Source organism: Bacteroidota bacterium (assembly GCA_025059945.1).
Taxonomy (GTDB): domain Bacteria; phylum Bacteroidota; class Rhodothermia; order JANXDC01; family JANXDC01; genus JANXDC01.
The window spans coordinates 400,251-415,778 of the sequence record JANXDC010000004.1; the positions used below are offsets into that span (position 1 = coordinate 400,251).

The window sequence follows — 15,528 nt, forward strand, 5'->3', positions numbered from 1 at the left end:
GGAGCCGATCCATGCAAAGAGTTCGAGTGGGCATCAACGGCTTTGGCCGCATCGGCCGATTGGTGGCGCGCGCGATTCTGGAGCGCTACGCGGACCGCATCGATCTTGTGGCCGTTAACGACATCACCGATGCGCCCACGCTGGCCCATTTGTTCAAGTACGACTCCGTGCACGGCCGCTTTCCGGGTTCGGTGCAGGTCGACAACCAAGATCTGATTCTGAGCGGGCACCGGGTGCGCGTGCTCGCCCAAAAGGACCCGGCTCAACTGCCCTGGCGCGATCTGGGGGTGGAGATCGTCGTCGAATCCACGGGGCTGTTTACGGATCGCGAGAAAGCCGCCCTGCATCTGGAGGCGGGCGCTAGCAAGGTCATCATCAGCGCCCCGGCCAAGAACCCGGACGTGACGGTGGTGATCGGGGTCAACGATCACCTGCTTACGGGCGAAGAGCGGATCATCTCCAACGCCTCCTGCACCACAAATTGCCTGGCGCCCATGGTCAAGGTGCTCGACGAGGCCCTGGGCGTTGAGCGCGGCTTCATGCTCACGGTGCACGCCTACACGGCCGATCAGCGGCTGCACGACGCGCCCCATAAGGATCTGCGCAGGGCGCGCGCGGCCGCCCTCTCGATTGTACCCACCACCACAGGCGCGGCCAAGGCCGTGGGCCTTGTGCTGCCGCATCTGAAGGGCAAGCTCGACGGGCTGGCGATGCGCGTGCCCGTTCCGGATGGTTCCGTTACGGATTTTACGGCCGTGCTCAGGCGCGAAACCACGCGCGAGGAGGTAAACGCCCTCTTTAAGGCCGCGGCCGAGGGCCCGTTGAAGGGCATCCTGGAATACACCGAAGATCCCATCGTGTCGGCCGACATCGTGCACAACCCCCATTCTTGCATCTTCGATGCCCCATCGACGTTCGCGCTGGGCAACCTGGTCAAGGTCGTGGGATGGTACGATAACGAGTGGGGCTACGCGAACCGAACGGCCGACCTGATCCTCAAGGTGGCGGTGCCCGTGCCAGCATAAGGCGAGCCGCCTCCGCGTCGCTTGCGGTCCGCCGACCTTGAGCCAAGCCCAGAGGGCGCGAAAGGGGAGCAAAACGCATGGGGTGGCGCAAAAAGACGATCGATGATGTGCCTGTGAGCGGGCGCCGGGTTTTCCTGCGCGTGGACTTCAACGTGCCCCTAGAAGGAGGGCGTATCGTCGACGATCGGCGCATACGGGCCGCGCTGCCGACGATTCGGCGGCTTCTGGCGTGCGGGGCGCGGCTTGTAGTGGGCAGCCATTTGGGGCGTCCCAAGGGTGTTGAGCCCTCGTTAAGCCTTAGGCCCATTGCAGAGCGTCTGGAGGCCCTGTTGGGTCAACCCGTTCATTTCGTGCCCGAGGTGAGCGGTCCGGCCGTCGAGGAGGCCGTCGGAAAGCTCGCCGAGGGTGCGGTGCTCATGCTCGAAAACCTGCGCTTTCATCCCGGGGAAGAGCGCAACGACCCGGAGCTAGCCCGCCAATGGGCGGCTTGGACGGAGCTTTACGTCAACGACGCCTTTGGCGCCTCCCATCGGGCCCACGCCTCCATCGAGGCCCTCCCCCGGATGGTCGGAACGGCCGTGGCCGGATATCTGCTCCAACGCGAATTGGAGTACTTGGTGGGGGCTCTGGAAAACCCCGCGCGGCCTTTCGTGCTGGTGCTCGGCGGGGCCAAGGTTTCAGACAAGATCCTGGTGCTGGAGAACCTGATCGGTCGCATAGACCGCCTGCTCATCGGCGGGGGCATGGCTTACACGTTTCTGCGCGCCTCAGGCCGAGAGGTGGGCCGCTCCTTACTGGAGCCCGAAAGGCTTTCGGTAGCGGAGGCGATCTTGGAGCGCGCCCGCGCCCTCGGGGTCCCGGTTGAGCTGCCCCAAGATCACGTCGTTGCGCGTGCTCTGGACGATCCGGAGCCGCCTCGGATCGCCTCGGACTCGATTCCGGACGACTACATGGGGCTGGATATCGGACCGCAGACCGCGGCCCGCTACGCGGCGCTTCTACGCGAAGCGCGCACCGTGCTCTGGAACGGACCCATGGGGGTCTTTGAGGTCCCGCGCTTTGCGACCGGCACCCAGGCCGTTGCGCAGGCCCTGGCCGAGGCCACTCGAGGCGGCGCCATAACGATCGTCGGCGGGGGCGATTCGGCCGCGGCCTTGGATCGGCTGGGCCTAGCTGAGGCCGTAAGCCACCTCTCCACGGGCGGAGGCGCGGCCCTGGAGCTTTTGGAGGGCCGTCAGCTTCCGGGCCTGCTTGCGCTGCAAGGGGTCTCGTGAGCTCTCTGGATCGCAGGCCTCGGGCGCGCTAACTTCGGCCGGTCTTTTTTAGGCAGGGGAGAACGCATCGATGGCGCAAAACTTCGACTTGGTCGTAATCGGCGCGGGGCCAGGCGGCTACGTGGCCGCCATCCGAGCCGCGCAGCTGGGCATGCGCGTGGCTGTGGTGGAGAAAAACAAGCTCGGGGGGGTCTGCCTAAACGTAGGTTGCATCCCCACGAAGGCCCTGTTGAAGAGCGCTGAGATCGCCTATACGGTCCGACATGCCCAAGAGTACGGCCTTCGGGTGGAAGGACCCGTCCAGGTCGATTTTCAGGCCGTGATCGCGCGCTCCCGGCAGGTGGCCGAGCGCATGAGCCGAGGCGTGCAGTTTCTCATGAAGAAGAACAAAATCGAGGTCTTCTCGGCCGCGGCTCGTCTGGACGGCAAGGGCCGGGTCGCGCTGCTGCGCGACGGCAAGCCGTTTGAGGAGCTCCGGGCCCCGCACATCGTGTTGGCCACCGGCGCCCGGCCCCGGGAGCTACCCTTTATGCGGATCGATCACCGAAAAATCTGGGATTCGACCGATGCCCTCTCAGCCTCCCAAAGGCCGGACTCGATGCTCATCGTCGGCGCGGGGGCTATTGGGGTGGAGTTCGCGTACTTCTATCACATGATGGGCACCCGGGTTACGCTGGTGGAGATCATGCCCACGATTTTGCCCGCTGAGGATGAGGACATCGGCCGTGAGCTGGGCAAAAGCTACCAGAAATACGGCATCGAGATCCTGACCGAATCCTCCGTAACGGCCGTCGACACAAGCGGCCCCAAAGTCAAGGCCACGCTTCGGACCCCGCAGGGAGAGCGAACCCTGGAGGTCGATGTCGTGCTCTCGGCCGTGGGGGTAACGGGTAATATCGAAAACCTGGGTCTTGAAGAGCTGGGCGTTCGGGTCGACAAAGGGGCCGTTGTGGTCGATGAGTGGTATCGGACCAACGTAGAGGGCATTTACGCGATAGGTGACGTGGCCGGTCCGCCTTGGCTTGCCCACGTGGCCTCGCACGAGGGGATTTTGTGCGTGGAGAAGATCGCCGGCCTGGAGGTGGAGCCCCTGGACTACGACAACATCCCGGGCTGCACGTACTGCCAGCCCCAAGTCGCCTCCGTAGGGCTTACGGAAAAGGCGGCCCGGGAGCGGGGCTATGATATTCGGGTGGGCAAATTTCCCTTCCAGGCCAGCGGCAAGGCTGCGGCCATAGGGCACACGGAGGGCTTTGTAAAAGTCATCTTCGATGCCCGCTACGGCGAATGGCTCGGCTGCCACATTCTGGGATGGGACGCCACGGAGCTCATCTCAGAGGCCGTGCTCGCCCGCAAGGCCGAGGGCACCATACACGAGGTCATGCGGGCCGTGCATCCCCATCCGACGCTCGCGGAAGCCATCATGGAGGCGGCCGCTGCCGCGGCGGGCGAAGCCATTCACCTGTAGCCGCAATTCTAGCTGCGGCCATGGCTAAACGCGCTCGGATGAAGCGCCATCTGCTGGTCGCCGAGCTCGGACGGGTGCCTTACGAGGCGGCTTGGGAGCTGCAGCGGCGCATTCAAGGCCGTCTTATCGAGCAGAAGCTGCGCCGCTGGGCTCATGGCATGGAGCCGGATCCGCTCCCGGATGTGCTGCTGCTGCTGGAACATCCCCACGTGTACACGCTGGGCAAAAGCGGCAAGCCGCAGCACCTGCTCCTTTCCCCTGAACAGCTAGCCGAGATCGGAGCCACTTACGTGCCCATCGACCGAGGGGGAGACATTACCTATCACGGCCCCGGCCAAATCGTGGGCTATCCGATCCTGGATCTAGATCGCTACTTTACGGACATCCATCGCTATCTGCGCACCCTAGAGGAGGTCGTCATCCGCACCTGTGCCGACTACGGCATTCAGGCTGGTCGCATCCCGCGCCTTACGGGCGTTTGGGTGGGCGCGGAGAAAATCTGCGCCATGGGCATCAAATGCAGCCGCTGGGTCACCATGCACGGTTTCGCTTTCAACGTAAATCCGGACCTGCGCTACTTTGGGCACATCATCCCCTGCGGGATCGCGGACAAGGGCGTAACCTCGCTGGAGCGTCTGCTGGGAAAGCCGATTCCGATGCAGGAGGTGCAGGAGCGTCTTGTGGAGCACTTCGTGACGCTTTTTGGGATCACCGACTGGGAGCGGCACCGGGATGAAGAGGCCTGGAGGGCTCTGGAGCGGTTTCAGCAGGAGGGGCCGCCTGTCGCCCCCTCACGCGAGGAGGGAACAGCCCTGTGAAGCCATAGCCCCTTGCCAGAGGCCCGAAAAGACGGCTATACTTGCGCCCGCCTAAGCGCTATATAGGAGGTATGGACATGGGGCGACAGTACAACAAGCGGGAAAAACGACGGCGGCGTAAGCGTTACGTCGAGCGGGTAAAGATGCGCATTCGGCTCCTGAAGGCCGAAAAAGCCCTCGTAGCAGGCTCGGGCAAGATGGGCTCCTGATGCATCCCACCATGCTCTAGGGGGAATCCACCCTCGAAGAGGAGTCGGCGGCTGTTGGGGAGCGCCCTAAGGAGCCCTCCCGCCGTTGCGATCGCCGCTTACGCGAGCTCGGAATCTCCGCTCTCGGGGTGGCGGCTTCCTGCTGCGAGCTGGGTGCAAGAGGCGAAGAAGGGCGTTCTTCGGCTCCGTAGCGAGCGGTGACGTCCTCGCCGCTATCGGGTAGGAGAAAGCGAAACTGCGTCATGCTTAGCTCGGGGTTGGCCACCACGCGCACGCGCACCCAGTGGCGCAGTAGCCAGCGCAGCGGATAGTTCCACAGCCCCTTGGTCAGGAAGGCGCGCACATACGGATGTACGTGCAGTTCGATGGTGCGCTCCTGGGCCTTCGTCCGGAAGCGGCGTATCCAATTCTCGATGTCCATAACAAAGGACGTGGTGGATTGGACCACGCCCATCCCACCGCAAGCAGGGCAAGGATCGCCTAAGGCGTGCAGCAGGCCCGGACGAACGCGCTGGCGCGTGATCTGCACCAGGCCGAACTCGCTCATGGGCAGCACGCTCGTTTTGGCCCGATCTTTGGTGAACTCTTTTTTGAGCTCCTCATAGACTTTCTTGCGGTTCCGCTCATCGCGCAGGTCGATGAAGTCCACCACGATAATCCCACCCAGATCGCGGAGCCTGAGTTGGCGTGCGATCTCGCGCGCGGCTTCTAGGTTCGTCTGCAGCGCGTTCTCCTCCTGATCCCGTTTGGGGGCGTAGGGGCCGGAGTTTACGTCGATCACGTGCATCGCCTCCGTGTGTTCGATCACGATATGCCCCCCGCTGGGCAGCTCAACGCGGCGGCTGAAAACGGATGCTACGGCGCGCTGGATGCCCGCGTAGTCGAAGATGGGCTTTCTGCCCCTGTACAGTTGCACGCACCCCTCCATATGAGGGGCTACCTGGCGTACGTAGGCCTTGATTTGGCGGTACAGTTCGGCTTCGTCTACGAGGATGCGGTCGAAGTCTTCCGTGAACAGATCCCGAATTACGCTTGAGACCATGCTAGCATCCTCGTATACGCGTTCCGGCGGCGTAGCCGAACGCATGCGGGCTTCGATCTGCCGCCAGGTGCGTAACAGGTTCTGCAGGTCTTGATCAAGCGCCCGCGCGTCCTTGCCCTCGGAGACAGTGCGCACGATAACCCCGAAGCCCGGGGGCAAGAGGCTGCGGGCGAGGGCTTGTAGGCGTCTACGCTCCCTATAGGCCGTGATTTTCTTGGATACGGCCACGAGGTCCGTAAAGGGCATCAGCACAAAGAAGCGTCCGGGCAAAGAGATATCGGTGCTGACCCGAGGGCCTTTGCGCCCGATGGGCTCCTTCATGATCTGGACCGCGATGGGCTGAGCTTCTCTGAGGTACGTCCACAGGGGTGCGCTGGCGCCATTCTTTTCTGGATACAAGCGGGGATTGGGCTGAGGATCTTGGCCGAGCAGGCGCAGGAAATCCAGGAGCGTAGGGGTGATGTCGGAGAAGTGCAAAAAGGCGTCTTGGCTTTTCCCGATATCGATGAAGGCGGCGCGCAGCCCGGGCATTACGCGTCGCACCCGCCCCACGTGGATATCCCCGACTGTGCGTACGTTTTGGGGGCTCTCTACGAAAAGCTCAACCAGCTCTCCGTTCTCTACAAGCGCTACGCGGGTTTGATCCTGCGTAGCGTGGATGATGATCTCCTTTTGCATACAGAGGCTTCCTTCATACACGCTAGACCGTTACCCGGTATACCCGAGCCGGATGTGAGGTAAAAGCGGAGCGGCAGGGCCATGGGGCTTGGCCTCCTGCTCAGGGGCTCGATCCGAGCGGAGACGCTCCAGTTGGGGGATCTCATGCTGGGATCGCGCATGAAGATCGGCCTTAAAGAGGTCTGCGAGGATGATGCGACCCACGTAGGCAAGCTGCGTTTCCCCTATCTTGCCGCCGGTGGGCGGCCAGAGTGGAAGAAGGCCATCATGGCTTTTGCAAAGGTACAGTCCGGTCGGGGCGCGGGGCAAACCAAGGAAACAAAATCGGTTGGCGACGGTTCGAGGCTGGCGATGTTTATCGATCGCGTAAAGCTCTTCGTGAAAGCCGGTGACGGGGGCCATGGGGCGGTGGCCTTTCGGCGGGAAAAGTATGTGCCCCGCGGGGGACCGGCCGGCGGCGACGGAGGCGATGGCGGAAGCGTGTTTTTGGAGGGCGATCCACAACTCAACACGCTGCTGCATCTTTACTGGACGCCGCATCACAAAGCGGAGCGAGGAGAAAGCGGAAAAGGCTCCTGCCAACACGGCCGAAAGGGTCGGGACGTGATCCTGCGCGTGCCCTTGGGCACCGTGGTGCGGGATGCGGAAACCGGGGCGATCCTGGGCGAGATCCTCGAAGCCGGTCAACGCCTGTGCGTGGCCCGAGGCGGCCGCGGAGGGCGGGGCAACGCGCACTTTAAAAGCCCAACCCGTCAGACCCCTCGTTACGCGGAGCCAGGGGAGCCGGGCCAAGAGCGCACCCTTTGGCTGGATCTTAAGCTCTTAGCCGATGTGGGGCTGGTCGGTCAGCCCAACGCGGGCAAGTCCACGCTGCTGGCCGCGCTTTCGGCCGCGCGACCCAAGATCGCCGACTATCCCTTTACCACGCTTTCGCCTGTGCTGGGGGTGGTGTCGTACCGGGACTTCCGTTCGTTTGTGATGGCAGACATCCCCGGGATTATCGAGGGAGCTCATCAGGGGCGAGGTCTGGGCCTGGATTTCCTGCGGCACATCGAACGCACGCGCGTGCTGCTGCTTTTGATTCCGGCTATCAGCCCCGATCCCGAAGCCGAATATCGCATGCTGCTACAGGAGCTAAAGGCCTACAACCCAGGTTTGCTAGCGCGGCCCCGCCTGGTGGCCCTCTCCAAGATGGATCTCGTCGAGAAGCTTCCTGAACCTTTGCCTTCTGATGTGCCCCTTTGTCCAATCAGCGCCGTTACGGGTCGGGGCCTGGAAGAGTTAAAAGACCACTTGTGGCGGCTTCTGCAGGGTGTTCCCAAAGGTCTGAGCCCATGAGCGCACAAAAGACGACCGGCCGCTGGAGGGGGAAGCCTGCAAGGAGCTCATCGGAGGTGCGACGAGAGAGAGGTGTGCGGCCGGTCGTCATGGAGGCTGTGCGTTGTATACAACGCCCATTGAGCTCACATGTTCCAAATCGGATCAGGCTCCGATTCCGAACCTAGCCACTGGCGAGGGTCGACGTTAAAATAAGCCGCCAGCGCTGCGTACCATTCCGGATGCGCGGCGGCCAGGCTATGGGGTATCTCGAAGAAGGCCTCCACAGAGACGGCGAAGCATTCGGCCGGATGCGTGGCCGCATACGGGCGCAACGGGGATCGCCCCTCGCGAACCCTCTGTCGGACCTCTGCCAACAGGGCCCGCCAGCGTCCGATGCTGGTGCGCTCTAGGTGCCGGGGCACGCCATCGGCCTCCTGTCCGTCGAGGTCAAGCAGGTGGGCCAGCTCATGTAGGACGACGTTCTGACCGTCGCGCTGGAACCACTCGGACTCTACTGCGGGCAGGGACAGCAGCACCGGCCCCTGGCCGTAGACCTGCCCCAACAGGGGAGCTCGGGAGCGCACCTGGAACTGTTCATCAAAGGGACCGGGATAGAAGAGTATAGTGGGGGTGCGGGGGAGGCTCCAATAGGGGCGCCCGAGCAGAAGCGCCGCCCCCCCAGCGGCCACAAGCAAGCGCTGCTCATCGGTGGGCTCTATGCCGTCAACCCCCTCGAAACGATGTTCGGCCAGAAAAAGCAGCACAAGCGTCTCAAAGCGGGCTCGCTCCTCTTCTCCCAAGCCCGCATAGAGGGGGATGCGCTCCAAGAGCGCTCGCCACCGTGCCGGAAAGGGGCGTGCGAGGGCGCGCTTAAGCCGAAACCAGCGTCGATAGAGCCACCCTCCGTACAACAAAGCCGTTGCGAGCGCTAGGCCATACAGGGCAGTCCACCCGCTCAGCCATCCCAGAGCGGCTATGCCCCCCACAAGAAGGCTCAGCAACGTGCCGTGGAAGCCGAGTTGGGTACGCCAAAGCAGCCAACGATACCGCACGAGAGCGAAGATAGGCTCCGGTTGGGGTGTTTGCGCATCGAATGTGACCTCGTTATCTTCTTGCAGAGGCGCAATTGGGGGATCAAATGGGGGATGAGTTATTTACCCAGGAGCGCTTGCAACGATGGTGCCAAGCGCTCAACGCGAGCTCTGAATACCGGGAGGCGGCGCGCGATTGGGAGGGGGCGCTGGCTCTGATCGCCATTCAAGACGGGGTGGAGAGGGTCGCCTACCTGGATCTGCACCGGGGCACATGCCGGGGGGCACGTCTTGCCTCTCCGCAAGAGGCTGAGGCGGCTGCCTACGTGTTGGTCGGAGATCGTCAGGTCTGGGAACAGGTCCTGTTCTCCGGCCTGGATCCGGTTCTGGCTCTTATGAGCGGCAAGCTGCGGCTCCGTAAAGGCAACCCCTTAAGCCTATCGCGCTACATGGCCGCCGCGCGCCTGCTGGCGGAGGTGGCCCGCTGGAGCCTGAGCTCCTCAGGTTGAGGGGAACCCGACAGGCTGAGTTCAGGGTATAAATCGCGGCTTTTCACCCAGATCGCCCCCTATGCTCGAAAAGACCGTCTCGCATAGTGCCCTGCTGAACCTCTACGGGCTTTCCCTGTCCGAGTTGGAGGCCCTGATGTGTGCTTGGGGGGAGCCCGCCTATCGAGGACGACAGCTGTTTCAGTGGATCTATCAGAAGCAGGCCGAAAGCTTTCAGGCCATGAGCAGTCTGCCCAAGCGGCTGCGGGAGCGTCTTGCGGTCGAGGCTCGGTTGGAGCGCATCCGGTTGGAGCGCCTGCAGCGTGCCTCAGATGGCACGGTCAAGTTCTTGTTTCGGCTTCGGGACGGCCGGGCCATCGAGAGCGTGCTCATTCCGGATTTCGACGAAAGCGGGGCTCCCAAGCGGCTTACGGTCTGCGTGTCCTCCCAAGTTGGCTGCGCTCTGCGCTGCGCCTTCTGCGCCACCGGCCAGATGGGGTTTTGGCGCAACTTGGATCCGGGGGAAATCGTGGATCAGGTGGCGCAGCTAGACCGCTACGCGCGCGTCCATTGGGGACGGGCCGTGACGAACGTCGTGTACATGGGCATGGGGGAGCCGCTGCAAAATTACCGCAACGTGCTTCTGTCCAGCCAGATCCTCTGTAGCGAGCTCGGACTGGCGATCCCCAATCGGCACATCACCGTTTCGACCGCTGGTCTAGCGCGGCAGATTCGGCAGCTGGCCGACGACGGGGCGCGCTTCAAACTGGCCCTTTCGCTGCACGCCCCAGACGATGAAAAGCGCAGCCGGATCATGCCCATCAACAAGGGCAACGATCTAGAGGCCTTGCGTGAAGCGCTGCGCTACTACTACGCCAAGTGCCGGCGTCGCATCACCTACGAATATGTGCTGTTGCGGGACTTCAATGATTCCGAGGCCGATGCCCGGAAGCTGATTCAGATCGCCCGCTGGGTGCCGTGCAAGATCAACCTGTTGTGGTATAACCCGGTCCCTGGTGCCCCGTTTGCCCGCACCACGCCGGAGCGGTTGGAGCGTTTCCGGCAAGTGCTCCTGAGCGCGCACGTAACCGTGACGGTGCGCCGCAGTCGGGGGGATGACATCGAGGCCGCCTGTGGGCAGTTGGCCGTGCGCGAGCAGGCGCAAAGGGTGGACTTGACAACGCCGGAAAAAGCGCTAACTTTGTAATCGTCCACGCGTGTTTCGGGGCCTTCTGCCAGTCTGATTGCGACTTCATCGCGAAGGGAAGGAACACCCTCGGAGTCCTCTCCGGTTTATCGGTCAGCCGAGTCGTGCTCCTTCTTGGCGTCAAGCAAGGCCGACGTCGCATGTCGTTTTAGATCGCCAACAACAACCACACAGCCATGGATATCACAGAACTCCAAGCCAAGAAGGTAACGGAGCTCTACGAAATCGCCCGCGAGTTGGGGATCCCGGGCTATACGGAGCTTCGCAAGCAAGATCTGATCTATCGGATCCTGGAGGTGGAGGCTGCCTCGAAGGCGGGTCTTCTGTCTCAGTCGACCAAAAAGGCTGACGAGGGGAGCAAGCCCCGGGTCATGCGCGTGCCCAAAAGCGAGGTCGTGGGCCGCGCCGCACGGCGAGCGCTCGAGGCTCCACGGGAGCTGAGCCCACGGGAGCGCGCCGAGGCCCTTTTCGCTCCCCCTTCCATCGAGCGATCGGCCGACGCCAAACTGTCCTCATCTCCCCCCATGGAGGTGCTCGAGACGGAGCCCGGCGCGCCCGCTGAGCTCCTCGCGGAGCCCACTCCGGTGGAGACGACGCTCTCCCCGGAGCCCTCCGGGACGCGCGAAGTCCGCCCCGGAAGGGAGCGGGAGCTGGAGGGCATGATCTTCACCGAGGGCGTGCTCGAGGTCATGCCCGATGGCTACGGGTTTCTGCGCTCCCCCGACTACAACTACATGCCGAGCCCGGATGACATCTATGTTTCGCCCTCTCAGATCAAGCGCTTCGGGCTGCGGACCGGCGACACGGTAGCCGGGTACGTGCGCCCGCCTAAGGAGGGGGATCGCTTCTTCGCCATGCTTCGGGTCGAGAGCGTAAACGGTGTGCCCCCTGAGCGGCTGCGCGATCGGATCCAATTCGATTACCTCACCCCGCTTTATCCGCACGAGCGGCTGCGGTTGGAGACGACCCCCGGCGAGTATACAACGCGGATCGTGGACCTCTTCACCCCGATCGGCAAGGGGCAGCGCGCGCTCATCGTGGCCCAGCCCAAGACGGGCAAAACGATTCTGTTGCAGAAGATCGCCAACGCCATCACGCGCAACCATCCCGAGGTGTACCTGATCGTGTTGCTCATCGACGAGCGGCCCGAAGAGGTAACCGACATGGAGCGATCCGTTGATGCGGAGGTGATCAGCTCCACGTTCGATGAGCCGGCCGAAAAGCACATCCAGGTGGCCGATATCGTCCTGGAGAAGGCCAAGCGGCTGGTGGAGGCGGGTCAAGATGTGGTGATCCTGCTGGATTCTCTGACGCGCCTGGCCCGAGCCAACAACGTCGTCGTGCCCCATTCGGGCAAGATCCTCTCCGGCGGCATCGACTCGCAGGCGCTGCAGCGGCCGAAGCGCTTCTTTGGATCGGCCCGCAAGGTCGAGGAGGGGGGCTCACTTACGATCATCGCCACGGCTCTCATCGATACGGGCAGTCGGATGGACGAGGTGATCTTCGAGGAGTTCAAGGGGACAGGCAACTGCGAGATCGTCCTCGACCGCCGCCTAAGCGACCGGCGCATCTTTCCGGCTATCGACCTCCTCAAAAGCGGCACCCGACGCGAAGAGCTCCTGTTGGATTCGGCCGAGCTGAGCCGGGTCTGGATTTTGCGAAAATTCCTAAGCGAGATGAATACGGTCGAGGCCATGGAGTTTCTGCTCGAGAAGATGCGGGGCACGAAGTCCAATGAGGAATTCCTGGCCATTATGAATAGCTAGGGCGCCCGTGTTCTCCTTACCAGTCCACGCGTCGGCGCTCGCGCCCCGGGATTGAAGGGGGTCTTGAGGGGCCCGATGGCGGCAGGGCCGCAGAGCGGACGGAGTCGACGGCGTAACCGTAATCTTCTGGCGGGGTGAAGTGTTCAGGCGGGGTGAAGACCTCTCGCGGCAGGCCGATCTCGGGGTCTCGATAGACGTAGCGCAAAAAACGGCCCACGATGGGCAAGGCCAGCCGGGCGCCTTGCCCCCAGCTCATGTCCCGGAACGCCACCCGACGATCGTTGCATCCCACCCAGGCGCCGGCCACCAGGTTGGGCGTCATGGCCACGAACCACGCATCGGCGTGTTGCTGCGTGGTGCCCGTCTTTCCGGCTAGGTCCAGATCCGTCAGCCCGAATCCGTAAGGGGGGCTTACGCGCAGCCGGACGCCTGTGCCGTAGTTGATCACGTCCCGCATCATATCCACCATGATGTAGGCCGTCTGTTCGCTTAAGGCCTCCCGGCGTTCGGGCTGGAATTCCTCCAGGATGCGCCCCCGGGCGTCCTCGATGCGCAGAATCGCCAGGGGCTTGGTGTAGATGCCCCGGTTGGCGAAGGTGGCGTAGGCGGCCGTGAGCTCCAGGAGCGTCACGTCGCTAGTGCCCAACGCTAGGGCGGGCACCACGTCGAGCGGCGAGCTGATCCCAAGTCGGCGGGCGTATTCGGCCACGCGTTCTTCGCCGATGTCGGCCACCAAGCGGGCGGTGACCATGTTGTAAGAATGCGCCAGGGCCTGGCGCAGTGTGGTGGCCTCTCCGGAGCTCTCTCCCTCCGCGTTGCGGGGCTGCCAGCGCACCGTTCCATCGGGGTTGTAGAAGGTGATCGGGGCGTTGGGATAGACGTATTGGGGTGAGTAGCCGTTGTCAATCGCCGCCACGTACACGAAGGGCTTAAACGTCGATCCCGGCTGACGGCGCGCCAGGTATACGTGATCATAGGTGTCCAGCGCGTAGTTTTTGCTGCCGATCCAGACCTTGATATGTCCGTTGCTAGGATCTAGGGCCACAAAGCCCGCCTGCAGCGTCGTGTAATAGGTTTTAACCGAGTCCACAAAGCGCGGAAGCCGCAGCAACGAGTCCAGGGCCCGCTCTGGCCGCTGTCCATCGCGCAACGCCTCGCGGTAGGCTTCGGTTTGTCGAATCAGGCTGGGCAGCAGCTCCGGATGGGTGCGCCACAGCAGAGGTAGACCGGGTCCGCCCCACTGGCGTTCTAAGGCCGGCTGGGCCATGGCCAGAAGGCTGTCCACGGCCCGTTGGGCGTAGCGTTGCATGCGGGTATCCAAGGTCGTGTAGATGCGCAGCCCGTCTCGGTAGATATTGTAACCCCGCTTTGAGGCCCACTGGCGCACCTGCAGCCGAACGTATTCAGCAAAATGCGCATACGGGCCGCTGGTGTGCGAAGGAGGGGTGTAGCGGAGCGCGATCGGACGCTGTCGGTAACGTTCGTATTCCGGCCAGCTTAGGTATCCGTTGCGGTGCATTTGGGTTAATACCAAATCCCGACGCATCCGGGCCCGCTCCGGATGGCGCACGGGGTTGTAATAGCTGGTGCCCTTAAGCAGCCCGATCAACAGAGCCGCCTCATCGGGCTCTAGCTCCGAGGGGCGTTTGCTGAAGTACACGCGCGCGGCTGAGGCGATCCCGAAGGCGTTGTTGCCGAAGTCGACCGTGTTCAGGTACATCTCCAGGATCTCGCGCTTCGTGTAGGCGCGCTCAATCTGGATGGCCGTGAGCATCTCTCGGATTTTACGCTCAATTGAGACCTCCTTGCCGACCGTCTCATACAGATTGCGCGCCAGCTGTTGCGTGATCGTGCTTCCCCCTTGTCGGTTGCCCAGTAGCGTAAAGAGCGCGGCCTGCGCCGTGCGCCAGATGTTCACCCCCCAGTGCCGGTAGAAGCGCTGATCCTCGGTCGCGATGAGGGCGTGGATAACAGCCGGGGCGATGCTATCCAGCGGCACGGGGGTGCGGTTTTCATGGTAATAGGTGGCGATCACCTGCCCGTCGACGCTTATCACCTCACTGGCCAGGGCGGATTCGGGGTTCTCCAGCTCCTTCAGCGAGGGCAGGCCAGAGATCAGGTATCCCATGTACAGGAGCCCCAGCAGTACTGCGATCCCCACCGCCCCCCAGAGGTACAACCGATTCCGTTTGGGATTGCTTGAGCCTTTGTGACGGTAGCGGGGATCGAGGAAGTAGCGTTCAGGAACTCTCTGCCCCATGGCCGCTTTCGCGCTTTCGCTCTGGCGCGTTAACGCCCCCGCTTTGTAGGGGTTCCCTCCACGGCGGGGGCAGCCTCAAATTAGCCCACGAAGCGCATGGGGGCAAGGAACGCCCCCTCCGCTCGAGGCGGTTTTATGAGACGCCAGCGGAAGCGGACCAGAGCGGTTTGCATTTTGAGGCCGACTCCGTATCTTTGGAGCGCTTTATCTCAAACGGCCCTGTTGCGCACCTACCCCACCAAGAGGCTTTGGCTGAATGCGCGCTGGCCGCTCGTAGCCCCCATGGGGCCCCAGGATACCCGAGGAGCGTACGCCGATGAACTGGCTTAAAGAGCACTGGCAGCTGGCCCTGATCCTGCTTGTCTCCCTAGGCCTGGGGATCGGGTACTGCTACCAACTGCAAACCAACGTGGGATATGCTCCCAAGCAGCCCATTCCCTTTAGCCACAAGTTGCACGCCGGCCAATACAAAATCGACTGTCTGTATTGCCACCAGACCGCTGAAGTGTCCAAGCACGCTTCCATCCCCTCGCTATACACCTGCATGGGCTGTCATAACGTCGTCGCCACGCAAAAGCCCACCATCCAGCGGCTAAAGGAGTATTACGACAAAGGCGAGCCGATCGAGTGGGTTCGGGTGCACAGCCTGCCGGATCACTCCTATTTCTCGCACCGCTGGCACGTGGCCGCCGGCATCAGCTGCCAGACCTGCCATGGACCGGTTGAGCAGATGGATGTGGTACGGCAGGTGAACCGGCTTGAAATGGGAGATTGCATGAGCTGCCACAGGCAGACGAATTACGTGCCTGAGGAGCGCCGAGCCGAGCTGGCGCGGTTTGACAACCTGCATCTGGCAGCTATGTTCGGAAAGACCAACGCCTCTACCCAGTGCAACACCTGCCATCAGTAGCAACGCGGATCCATACGTGTCGAAACCCTTGG

The 15,528-nt window shown here is 62.9% G+C and carries 13 protein-coding genes; 10 read left to right on the forward strand and 3 right to left on the reverse strand.

Features of this window, described 5'->3' with window-relative positions:
* Positions 1 to 11: 11 nt before the first annotated feature.
* From gap to NZ993_03765, 5 genes are all read left to right on the forward strand, one after another.
* Positions 12 to 1,025: a type I glyceraldehyde-3-phosphate dehydrogenase gene (gene gap / locus NZ993_03745; protein ID MCS7154905.1), complete on the forward strand. Its 1,014-nt coding sequence runs from the start codon at positions 12 to 14 to the stop codon at positions 1,023 to 1,025.
* 77 nt (positions 1,026 to 1,102) lie between these two features.
* Positions 1,103 to 2,299, forward strand: a complete 1,197-nt coding sequence (locus NZ993_03750; protein MCS7154906.1) for a phosphoglycerate kinase — start codon at positions 1,103 to 1,105, stop codon at positions 2,297 to 2,299.
* Positions 2,300 to 2,369: 70 nt separating this feature from the next.
* Complete coding sequence (gene lpdA / locus NZ993_03755) at positions 2,370 to 3,767, forward strand: dihydrolipoyl dehydrogenase (GenBank protein ID MCS7154907.1); 1,398 nt, start codon at positions 2,370 to 2,372, stop codon at positions 3,765 to 3,767.
* Between the two features lie 38 nt (positions 3,768 to 3,805).
* A complete protein-coding gene (gene lipB / locus NZ993_03760) occupies positions 3,806 to 4,585 on the forward strand; it encodes a lipoyl(octanoyl) transferase LipB (GenBank protein ID MCS7154908.1) in 780 nt (259 codons plus the stop codon).
* A gap of 77 nt (positions 4,586 to 4,662) precedes the next feature.
* A complete protein-coding gene (locus NZ993_03765) occupies positions 4,663 to 4,794 on the forward strand; it encodes a hypothetical protein (GenBank protein ID MCS7154909.1) in 132 nt (43 codons plus the stop codon).
* Between the two features lie 16 nt (positions 4,795 to 4,810).
* Here NZ993_03765 and NZ993_03770 read toward each other — a convergent pair whose 3' ends face one another.
* A complete protein-coding gene (locus NZ993_03770; GenBank protein ID MCS7154910.1) occupies positions 4,811 to 6,514 on the reverse strand; it encodes an Rne/Rng family ribonuclease in 1,704 nt (567 codons plus the stop codon).
* A gap of 351 nt (positions 6,515 to 6,865) precedes the next feature.
* Here NZ993_03770 and obgE point away from each other — a divergent pair, with 351 nt between their 5' ends.
* Entirely contained in the window at positions 6,866 to 7,852 is a 987-nt protein-coding gene (gene obgE, locus NZ993_03775; GenBank protein MCS7154911.1) for a GTPase ObgE, read from the forward strand.
* Positions 7,853 to 7,977: 125 nt separating this feature from the next.
* Here obgE and NZ993_03780 read toward each other — a convergent pair whose 3' ends face one another.
* On the reverse strand, positions 7,978 to 8,886 hold the full coding sequence (locus tag NZ993_03780) for a zinc-dependent peptidase (protein ID MCS7154912.1): 909 nt from the start codon (positions 8,884 to 8,886) through the stop codon (positions 7,978 to 7,980).
* An 86-nt stretch (positions 8,887 to 8,972) separates the two neighbouring features.
* Between NZ993_03780 and NZ993_03785 the strand changes: the two genes are divergently transcribed.
* The 3 genes from NZ993_03785 (at position 8,973) to rho (ending at position 12,326) form a co-directional block, all read left to right on the forward strand.
* Entirely contained in the window at positions 8,973 to 9,374 is a 402-nt protein-coding gene (locus NZ993_03785) for an SCP2 sterol-binding domain-containing protein (GenBank protein MCS7154913.1), read from the forward strand.
* Positions 9,375 to 9,435: 61 nt separating this feature from the next.
* Complete coding sequence (gene rlmN / locus NZ993_03790; GenBank protein ID MCS7154914.1) at positions 9,436 to 10,560, forward strand: 23S rRNA (adenine(2503)-C(2))-methyltransferase RlmN; 1,125 nt, start codon at positions 9,436 to 9,438, stop codon at positions 10,558 to 10,560.
* A 176-nt stretch (positions 10,561 to 10,736) separates the two neighbouring features.
* Positions 10,737 to 12,326: a transcription termination factor Rho gene (rho, locus tag NZ993_03795; protein ID MCS7154915.1), complete on the forward strand. Its 1,590-nt coding sequence runs from the start codon at positions 10,737 to 10,739 to the stop codon at positions 12,324 to 12,326.
* Positions 12,327 to 12,342: 16 nt separating this feature from the next.
* On the opposite strand, the gene NZ993_03800 is transcribed toward rho, so the two are convergent.
* Positions 12,343 to 14,586, reverse strand: a complete 2,244-nt coding sequence (locus NZ993_03800) for a PBP1A family penicillin-binding protein (protein ID MCS7154916.1) — start codon at positions 14,584 to 14,586, stop codon at positions 12,343 to 12,345.
* Positions 14,587 to 14,902: 316 nt separating this feature from the next.
* Between NZ993_03800 and NZ993_03805 the strand changes: the two genes are divergently transcribed.
* Positions 14,903 to 15,496: a cytochrome c family protein gene (locus NZ993_03805; protein ID MCS7154917.1), complete on the forward strand. Its 594-nt coding sequence runs from the start codon at positions 14,903 to 14,905 to the stop codon at positions 15,494 to 15,496.
* The last annotated feature ends 32 nt before the right edge of the window (positions 15,497 to 15,528 follow it).